The sequence below is a fragment of the Leyella lascolaii genome, from assembly GCF_900079775.1.
Taxonomy (GTDB): domain Bacteria; phylum Bacteroidota; class Bacteroidia; order Bacteroidales; family Bacteroidaceae; genus Prevotella; species Prevotella lascolaii.
In genome coordinates, this window is the sequence record NZ_LT556035.1 from 450,158 (window position 1) to 458,913 (window position 8,756).

An 8,756-nucleotide genomic window follows, 5' to 3' on the forward strand; every position below is an offset into this window, starting at 1 on the left:
TTAGAAACTTTTCAAAGGATAACGATATGTACGAAACTTATGTTTTCGATCTTGATGGAACGCTGCTTAACACACTTGACGATCTGGCAGCAAGCTGTAATTATGCGTTGAGACATTGCGGAATGCCGGAGAGAACTGTTGACGATGTAAGAAGATTCGTGGGCAACGGTGTGAGGAAACTGATGGAACGCGTTGTTCCGGAAGGTGTTGATAACCCGCTGTTTGATGAGGCTTACGCGGTGTTCCGCAGTCATTACATGGAGCATGGACTTGACACGACACAGCCATATCCGGGAGTTATGAGGATGTTTGAACGTCTGAAACAAGGAAATAAGAATGTGGCAGTGGTGAGCAATAAGTTTTATGCTGCGACACAAGAGTTGTGCCGACATTTTTTCAGCGGATATGTGGAGGTTGCGATAGGGGAGCGCGACGGCATACGCAAGAAGCCGGCGCCTGACACCGTGATGGAAGCCCTGAAGGCATTGGGCGTTGATAAAAATGGCGCTGTTTATATAGGCGATAGCGATGTTGACGTCATGACGGCACGCAATTGCGGAATGCCGTGCATCAGTGTGCTGTGGGGATTCCGCGACCGTAGTTTTTTGGAAAAGCATGGTGCCACTACCTTTGTAACCAGTCCTGACGAGATAGTATGAACATAAGTGAAGTCGGCAGCATTGAAATATACTGCCGGCTTCGCGTTTTTATGTCTGATATACTATTGTCAGACAGTTTGGAGCTTACTCATACCTTATGGCTTCTATCGGATCAAGCTGCGCCGCTTTCTTCGCAGGATACCATCCGAAGAAAACTCCGGTGAATGTGCAGACCGCAAAGCTCATGATGATGCTCCAAGGTTGGATGAAAATGGGCCAGTGGGCAAATGTGTTTACCGCATAAGACGCTCCTACACCTATCAGGACTCCTATTATTCCACCGGTTACACTGAGCATTATCGCTTCTATGAGAAACTGGTTCAGGATGTCTATGCCGCGTGCTCCGACACTCATGCGCAGTCCGATTTCGCGTGTGCGTTCGGTAACACTGACGTACATTATGTTCATAATGCCTATGCCGCCAACAATCAGAGATATGCCTGCGACACATCCCAGAAGCACTGTAAGCATGTCGGTGGTTGAGTTCATCATATTCGACAGTTCTTCCTGTGAGCGTATGTTGAAGTCGTCTTCGTCACCCGGAGTGTCGTTTGTGGCGTTTTTCAGTTTATGGTTGCGACGCAGTATCTGTGTTATTTCCTCCGTTGCCTTGTCGGTAACGTTCTCTGTTATGGCAGAACATGTTATTCCGCCCAGATAGGTCTGTGCCAGAATGCGTTTCATGACAGTGGTGTAGGGTGCCAGAGCAAGATCGTCCTGGTCCATTCCCATTGAGTTGTAGCCTTTTTTCTTCAGCACACCGATGACTCTGAATGGTATGGAGTTGAACCGCACCACCTTTCCTATAGGATCAGAACCGTCAGGGAACAGATTGTCAACCACGGTCTGTCCCAAGATGCAGACTTTCGCGCTCGACTTTATGTCTGCGTCTGTGAATATCTCTCCGTCGCTTACAGAGAGTTGTCTGATATCCAGATAGTCCTGACTGACTCCGTATATTGTAGACGGAGTATTGTTGTTGCCGTATATCCACTGTCCGCTGCTTGTTACTGTCGGACTGATACCTTTGATGTAGTTGCATTCGTCTTTCAATGTTGTATAGTCACTTATCTTCAGCGTTTCCATGGATGAGGCATCCTGTCTTACTCCTCCTCTCATGTCTGCACCCGGATGTATCATAATCATATTAGAGCCCATTTCGGCAATGTTTGCCTGTATGCTTTTCTTCGAGCCTTGTCCTATCGCAAGCATTGTAATAACCGATGCGACACCAATTATGATACCCAGTGCTGTCAGAAAAGAGCGCATCTTGTTGGCGGCAATGGCTTTCAATGCGATTTTAAACAGATTAGCGTAATTCATCTATTTCTATTATTGTCAGTTCGTTGTGTTTTTATTGCTCAATCATCCTTGTTTACAGGCAACGCCGCCAGTCCTTCTTTCGCAGAGAGAATGTTGTTGTTTGTCTCGTCGCTTATTATTACGCCGTCGCGCAACATTATGTTCCGTGACGAATAGTTGGCAATGTCAGGATTGTGTGTGACGAATATTATAGTGCGACCTTCCGCATGTAGCTTTTGGAATAATACAAGAATCTCGAATGAAGTGCGGGTGTCGAGGTTGCCTGTAGCCTCGTCGGCAAGTATGACAGCAGGGTCGTTTACCAGCGCACGTGCGATTGCCACGCGTTGCATCTGTCCTCCTGACATCTGGTTAGACTTGTGATACATGCGGTTTTCAAGCCCTACTGCGCGTAAAGCCTCGGTCGCGCGCTCAAGGCGTTCCTTAGCATTTACAGACGCATTGTACATTAGTGGCAGTTCCACATTCTCTATACTTGTCGTCTTTGGCAGCAGATTGTAGTTCTGGAATATGAATCCTATCTTCTTATTGCGTAATGTCGCGCGTTGTGACTTGGACATCTTGCGTACGGATATACCGTCGAGATAGTACTCTCCACTGCTTGGAGTGTCAAGGCATCCCAGTTGGTTGAGAAGGGTAGACTTGCCCGATCCTGATTTACCCATTATTGTGACGAACTCTCCTTCGTATATTTTGAACGAGATGCCTCGCAGTGCGTGCACAGTCTCGTCGCCTACGATGAAGTCCCGTTTCACGTTTTGAAGTTCTATAACTGTTTTCTTCTCCATGTGCAGCCGGTTTTTCTGTTATTTCTTTTTCTTGTTCTTATCAGGTGGACCTGGTGCAAACGGGCTGCTTTCGGTGACAGTCTCATCCGGTTGTTCGTCTGTCATGACACTTATACCTGTTATCACTTTTGTTCCGGATTCCACTCCTTTAAGGATTTGTGTATGTGTTCCGTCGGTCGCGCCAATGCTTACACTGTGGGCGACAATCTTATCTCCCTCAAGAGTCCATACCTTGTTTTTGCCTTTAGTGTCCTGTATTTTTTTGTTTCCTATGGTTTCCTTGGTCGGTGTGTATCTTAGCGCTTTGCTCGGTACACACAATACTCCGCTTATCTCGGCTGTGTAAATGGTGACATTGGCAGTAAGACCTGGCTTCAGTTTGAGGTCGGCATTAGGAGCGCTTATTACCACTTCGTATGTCACGACATTGTTTGTTGTGGTGGCTTCCTGTCTGACTTGTGTCACAGCACCTTCAAACGTATCGTCCGGGAAGGCGTCTACGGTGAACGTGACCCTGTCTCCTTCCTTGACGCTTCCTATGTCTGCCTCGTCAACATCAGCCACTACGCGCATGTCAGTAAGGTCCTGCGCTATGGTGAAAAGTTCAGGAGTGGAGAAGCTTGCGGCAACTGTCTGACCCTCCTCGACGGCTTTTGACAGAACGACTCCGTCTATCGGTGATGTTATGGTTGCATATCCAAGGTTCGTCTCTGCACGGTTCACCTCCTCTTTAGAGGATGCGTACTGTTCTTTAGCCTGCTTGTATGAGAGTTGGGCTGTCTCAAACTCGTCGGCACTTACAAGTCCTTTGTCGTACAGTGTCTTGTAACGTTTATAGTTGGCAGTCTGGTATTTCAGGTTGCTTTCGTTACTCTGCAGATTCGCTTTTGCCGTATTTAGCTGACTTATAAGGTTTGTCTTATCAAGTTCGGCTATTATCTGTCCCTTTTTTACAATACTGTTGTAATCCACATACAGTTTGCTTACAATTCCGCTAACCTGTGTACCGACAGTTACCTCAGTCACCGGTTCTATGGTACCGGTAGCTGTTATGCTGTTCCTTATTGTAGCCGGAGCGGCTGCTACAGTTTCAAACGTAACCTCCTCTTTTTTCTTATTGCCGGACAACAACCACATTATCAGCGCTAATAAAGCCAGTATGCCGGCAATAATCCATAACTTACTGATTCTTTTCATTTCTTTATATGATTACTGAATATGTTTTATTTTAATTCGCCTGTTTCGTAGAATCTCAGCATATCGATGTTCAGTATGGCGAGATATTTGCTCTGCAGTTCGTTTTGCTGGGCTGTCAGAAGGTTGTTCTTACCTGTCATCAGCTCAACGATATTTTTAAGTCCTTGGGCAAACTGTTCGCTTAACAGCTCGTAGCTTGCCCTTGCACTCTCTGTAGAAAACTTTGCCGCTTTGAACTTATTCTGGTTTGTGACAGCCTGAAGCCAGTAGTTTTCTACAGTAGAGTAGAGCGTTGTCTGTTTGTCCTGCAGCTCGAGCAGATAGTTCTCCTTTTGTATTTTTGCCTTGTTTACAGCCGTTTTTGACGCTCTGTTGTCAAACAATGGTATGCTGACGGTGAATCCCGCACCTACATTTACATTGTTTTTCAGCTGTGTGCCACACGCATTGTCGCTCATTGACGTAGTGTTGGTTGATACGCCGGCGTTCAGTCCTATGGTGGGCAGCCTTTGTGCTTTTGCAATTTTAATGCTCAGTTCACTGCTTTCTATACCGAGCTTGGCGTTCTTTATTTCCGGTCTTATTGTAAGTGTAGATGCGTATACATCGTTGAGAGCAGGTATTTTTTTCAAAGCCATCTCGTCGGTTGTTTCCGGTATGACAATGTCGAATTCTTTATCGTCGGCTATCTGAAGAACCTGTTTGAGCTGCCGTTTGTAGTTTCTCATATTGCTCTCGGCTTCTACTATGTTGTATTCGTCCTGCGCCCTCTGGGCTGTAAGCTGTGCGAGGTCTGCCTTGCTTAATTTCCCCACATCGAACATCTCTTTTCCACGTTCCTCGTTTTTCCTGCTTGTTTCAAGGCTTTCCTTGCATACGTTTATGGCATCGTTTGAATATAATATCTGCACATAGAGCTGTGCTATCTGCTCCTGTATGGAGTTCGCTGTCTCTGCGGAATCGAGCCGTGCCTGTTCGGCTGTAAGCTTATTGAGCTTTATCGTCTTTGTGTTGCGTCCTCCGTTCCATACTGTCCAGTTGCCGCTTACACTGTATGACCCGCTATAATAAACCTTGTCAACGCTTGACTGCACATATCCGTTGTCAACCGTTGCCTTGCCTTCTTCGGGCCACGGGCGGTATGTACCATTCTGGGATGTAGAGAAACTCAGTGAAGGCAACAGCTCAGCCTGACTTTGTTTTATGTCTTCAATGGCACTGTACTCCTGCAATTTAGTTTTTTTCAATGAGATATTGTTTGCCAAAGCATATTCAATGCAGTCTCTCAATGTCCATTGCTGCGCCATGACATCAATGCTGCATAATGTTATCATGGCAATCAGACATGTTGTTTGATACTTGTTCATTTCTTATGTTTTAAAGTTCAATAATTCTTATCATGTATTAACTGATTCCGTATTGTGTAAACGACGGTTTCCCGTTACAATTTCATTAGATGAAATTATAATTGATTTGTTTATAATACGGCTGTGATATTAACATTATTTTTTATAAACAGACGGTTTATGTAGCTTTTTATAACAGTTGTCTTCGTGATTGTTGACAACAAGGATGACCTTATAATATATACATACAAGCAAAAGAGGCAGGATGATAAAGTCCCGCCTCTTTTATCGTATGCCAGTCTTGAGACTATTCTGTCAGACTATGGAGTCTTGCTATATATTTGCCGAGTATGTCAAACTCGATATTGACGACACTGCCTGTTGTTATATAGCGGAAGTTTGTATTCTCATAGGTATATGGGATAATTGCGACTGTAAAAGTGTTTTCTGTCGGATTGCAGACGGTCAGTGAGACCCCATTTACAGTCACAGATCCTTTGTCTACCGTGAAATACCCGCGGTTTGCCATGCCTTTGTCAAAATCGTATTCGAACGTGAAATATGTGGAGCCGTCGGCATCTTTTATTTCCTTACATATTGCAGTACCGTCCACGTGTCCCTGAACGATATGTCCGTCCAGCCGTTCGTTCAATTTCATCGAGCGTTCTACATTGACTTTATCCCCGGGTTTGAGGAATCGGAGGTTGGATTTGTCAAGTGTCTCTTTCATGGCCGTGACAGTATAACTGTTGTTTTCGATATTCACAACAGTAAGGCATACGCCGTTATGAGAGATGCTCTGATCTATTTTCAACTCATTTATGAATGAACATTCAAGGGAAAAATGAATGTTTCCATGCTCTTTTCTTATTGCGACAACAGTCGCCATTTCTTCTACAATACCAGAGAACATAATATGATTTATTATTTTTATGTGAATATATTTGCCGTTCAACTCAAACCGGTTCTGACCCTGCGTCTGTCATAAATACAATGATTTAATGTTTTAAATAGACTTGAAGCCTTATAAAAGTGTTTTGTCATCGGCTGCTTTATTATATAGTCGCTATTCCTTCGAATGGGCAATGACCGGCCTTTCTTTATAATGCTGAAATACATTTAATCTCAAATGACAGTTCTTGTGTTAATATTCCGCATCATGTACGCTATGAAGCGGGGAACCATTGCATATATATAAATGTAAAGGGAATTAAAAGAAAAGGGGTTGCCCGATGATGTGATGAAACTCCGAGCTAATAGGATTTGAGAGCTCTCCGTCTTTGTAATCCACCGGCTATACAGCTTAGTCCCATAAGGGTTTTATGTGGCCCGCCATTAACAAGAGAAACTTCCTCGGTTTCGTTTTATTTTGATGAGTATCCCGATCAAACCGGAACAACCCCATATTCTACTGCAAAGATACGTCAACTATTGCATATGTCAAAATCTGAAGTATATATTTTATAATTTTTTTGTTAAGTGGATGTTTTAAAATAAATGCCATCAGACTCGTGATATTTATGTGATGCATTTCAAAGACTGTAGTAGGAGAGCAGCTGACAATACTCCCGATGAGGCTTTGGAATGCAGTCATAAAGAGCGCATAATCTGATGGTAAGGACACAAATACATCTTGGGAAATTTATAATATCGGATAATTTTTAACGATTACTCATATTTCCGCATCCGCAATAATCATAATAATCGAGGTTTATGGGGCATATGATAATGTTTCAATGATAGTTAGTTTCTTATAAAATAAGGGGCAGATATAAGTAATTATACAAAATGTACTCTTTAAGTCACTTATATATAAACACTTATGTTTGTCTGCTCAATGCTGTAAGACAATGGATTCCGCGGTATTATTCATCTGCCCGACCTTTATTCAAAAGCTGCACTTATACCGCCATCCGGTATTCCGCTTTTTACAGATTTGTCCCTATACATCTTCTATAAAATAGAAACTCAATCTGCATAATAGCAAACCAAAATACATATGAGGTCTGACGTACGATTCCGGTTTGTCTCCAAACCGTTCATTGCATTACTCGTTTTTGTCGTGTCATACCGGCTGCTGCTGTCAGAAACTATTTGCCCCATGCTGTGCTTTTTATAAAATTATATCTCTTTTCTGTCTGTCTTATGGGCTTGCGGAACTCCGCAATCTTCTTGTCTTGACTGTCAACAACGTGACGCCATGCGGAAACAATACGGCTGAATAGCTGCAAAAGGTTGATGACGTAATCCAGACGTCAAAACCAGAGCTGCAAATGCATATTCACGCAATATTGTCATGAGAAAATGAATGTTTATACCTTGTAAAGTCACTGAGAATGGCGTGTGAACTGGAAAACAGCAGACTGTGTCCGTATACACGAATTATAGGGCGCAAATGTAATACGTTGAATATCAACGTTTTTGCATAATGGGCTACAGTAAATGCCTTTTCCGATGCATGGAACATGCTGTTTCAGAACTGGAAAGTACGTATTTTTTATAAGTGATTGAGAATGAGATAAGTTTTTATCTCATAAAAAGAAGAGGTTACGAATTAGAAATAAACAGAATGTAGCATCCTGCTGTGATTTGCATAACCATCCAAAGAACTCTTTCGGTTGCAAAGGTACGATATTTAATCGGGGATAAAGAATGTTTTAAGATTTTTTATCCTCGATTTTTTGCTTGGATAAATCTGTTTTCATTAAACCATATTCTTCTCTATTCTTTGCTATTGCCATTTCAATCCATTCAAACTTATGTGGCAAGGGTTTCTGTTTTTTGAATGGTCTATTTCGTTTGCATATTCTCATCCTTTTGTGTGTTTTGTATAAAAGTCAGCCGTCGTCGCAGAAAGACAGTCCTCGTATCTCAGACTAACTTTCCCCGACTATGGCACGGCAAGAAAGATCCTTGGCGGTATGCCTTGAAATACTTCAAGACTATACTGCCAAGGACTTTTCTTTGTTTGCCGTGCTGACAACGGCTGACTTTTATAGCCACAACTCGCAGTTCCATTTTTTATCGCACAATCCAAACGACATGAAACAGTGGCACGCCACCCTTTCATGTCTCAGTAGTACGGCATGAGGAAAAGTGTTTCTTTTTGTCGGTTGCAGGCTAACCGATCAAAATAAACACCATTCCTTGATTTGCCGTACAATTTTGTTTGCATACTCCACCGCAAGAAAGAAGTCATTGATGTAAACCCCAACGACCACTTTCATGCTTGGCTGCACATCCTTGGAGAAAACCCGATGCAAGAAGCATGGACAAGCCATACTCTTCTTTCACCGGAATTTCTCTGAAGGCTGTGCCATTCTTGTATGCGATTTCCATTTTCCTAACACATTTGCAAGACAGTAATTGTATCCATTTCTCAGAAATGAGTATGCGATAATCGTGCAGTCCAAAAACTTCCGTGAAGTTTCTATTTTCATTTG

8 protein-coding genes are annotated in these 8,756 nt (G+C 43.0%); 1 reads left to right on the forward strand and 7 read right to left on the reverse strand.

Annotation, left to right across the window (positions count from 1 at the left end):
* Positions 1–26 precede the first annotated feature (26 nt).
* Positions 27–659: an HAD family hydrolase gene (locus BN4609_RS03155; RefSeq protein WP_068855238.1), complete on the forward strand. Its 633-nt coding sequence runs from the start codon at positions 27–29 to the stop codon at positions 657–659.
* A gap of 84 nt (positions 660–743) precedes the next feature.
* Here BN4609_RS03155 and BN4609_RS03160 read toward each other — a convergent pair whose 3' ends face one another.
* The 7 genes from BN4609_RS03160 to BN4609_RS16720 all read right to left on the reverse strand — a co-directional run.
* Complete coding sequence (locus BN4609_RS03160; RefSeq protein ID WP_068855239.1) at positions 744–1,982, reverse strand: ABC transporter permease; 1,239 nt, start codon at positions 1,980–1,982, stop codon at positions 744–746.
* Positions 1,983–2,020: 38 nt separating this feature from the next.
* Positions 2,021–2,770 (reverse strand): ABC transporter ATP-binding protein, encoded by a 750-nt coding sequence (locus BN4609_RS03165; RefSeq protein ID WP_068855240.1) that lies wholly within the window; start codon positions 2,768–2,770, stop codon positions 2,021–2,023.
* 18 nt (positions 2,771–2,788) lie between these two features.
* Positions 2,789–3,967, reverse strand: a complete 1,179-nt coding sequence (locus BN4609_RS03170; RefSeq protein WP_068855241.1) for an efflux RND transporter periplasmic adaptor subunit — start codon at positions 3,965–3,967, stop codon at positions 2,789–2,791.
* A gap of 26 nt (positions 3,968–3,993) precedes the next feature.
* On the reverse strand, positions 3,994–5,334 hold the full coding sequence (locus BN4609_RS03175; RefSeq protein WP_068855242.1) for a TolC family protein: 1,341 nt from the start codon (positions 5,332–5,334) through the stop codon (positions 3,994–3,996).
* A 286-nt stretch (positions 5,335–5,620) separates the two neighbouring features.
* Complete coding sequence (locus BN4609_RS03180; protein WP_068855267.1) at positions 5,621–6,226, reverse strand: riboflavin synthase; 606 nt, start codon at positions 6,224–6,226, stop codon at positions 5,621–5,623.
* 1,744 nt (positions 6,227–7,970) lie between these two features.
* The gene (locus BN4609_RS16390; RefSeq protein WP_164071557.1) at positions 7,971–8,126 is read right to left on the reverse strand and encodes a hypothetical protein; all 156 of its coding nucleotides are present in this window, start codon (positions 8,124–8,126) and stop codon (positions 7,971–7,973) included.
* A 382-nt stretch (positions 8,127–8,508) separates the two neighbouring features.
* On the reverse strand, positions 8,509–8,756 hold a 248-nt coding region (locus tag BN4609_RS16720), incomplete at its 5' end, for a hypothetical protein (RefSeq protein ID WP_206196533.1).

What these genes read in the sequence shown, in the direction of transcription:
- BN4609_RS03175 (WP_068855242.1), bottom strand. Translation starts at nt 5,334, where the DNA reads ATGAACAAGTATCAAACAACATGTCTGATTGCCATGATAACATTATGC.
- BN4609_RS03170 (WP_068855241.1), bottom strand. Translation starts at nt 3,967, where the DNA reads ATGAAAAGAATCAGTAAGTTATGGATTATTGCCGGCATACTGGCTTTA.
- BN4609_RS16390 (WP_164071557.1), bottom strand. Translation starts at nt 8,126, where the DNA reads ATGAGAATATGCAAACGAAATAGACCATTCAAAAAACAGAAACCCTTG.
- BN4609_RS03160 (WP_068855239.1), bottom strand. Translation starts at nt 1,982, where the DNA reads ATGAATTACGCTAATCTGTTTAAAATCGCATTGAAAGCCATTGCCGCC.
- BN4609_RS03165 (WP_068855240.1), bottom strand. Translation starts at nt 2,770, where the DNA reads ATGGAGAAGAAAACAGTTATAGAACTTCAAAACGTGAAACGGGACTTC.
- BN4609_RS03180 (WP_068855267.1), bottom strand. Translation starts at nt 6,226, where the DNA reads ATGTTCTCTGGTATTGTAGAAGAAATGGCGACTGTTGTCGCAATAAGA.
- BN4609_RS03155 (WP_068855238.1), top strand. Translation starts at nt 27, where the DNA reads ATGTACGAAACTTATGTTTTCGATCTTGATGGAACGCTGCTTAACACA.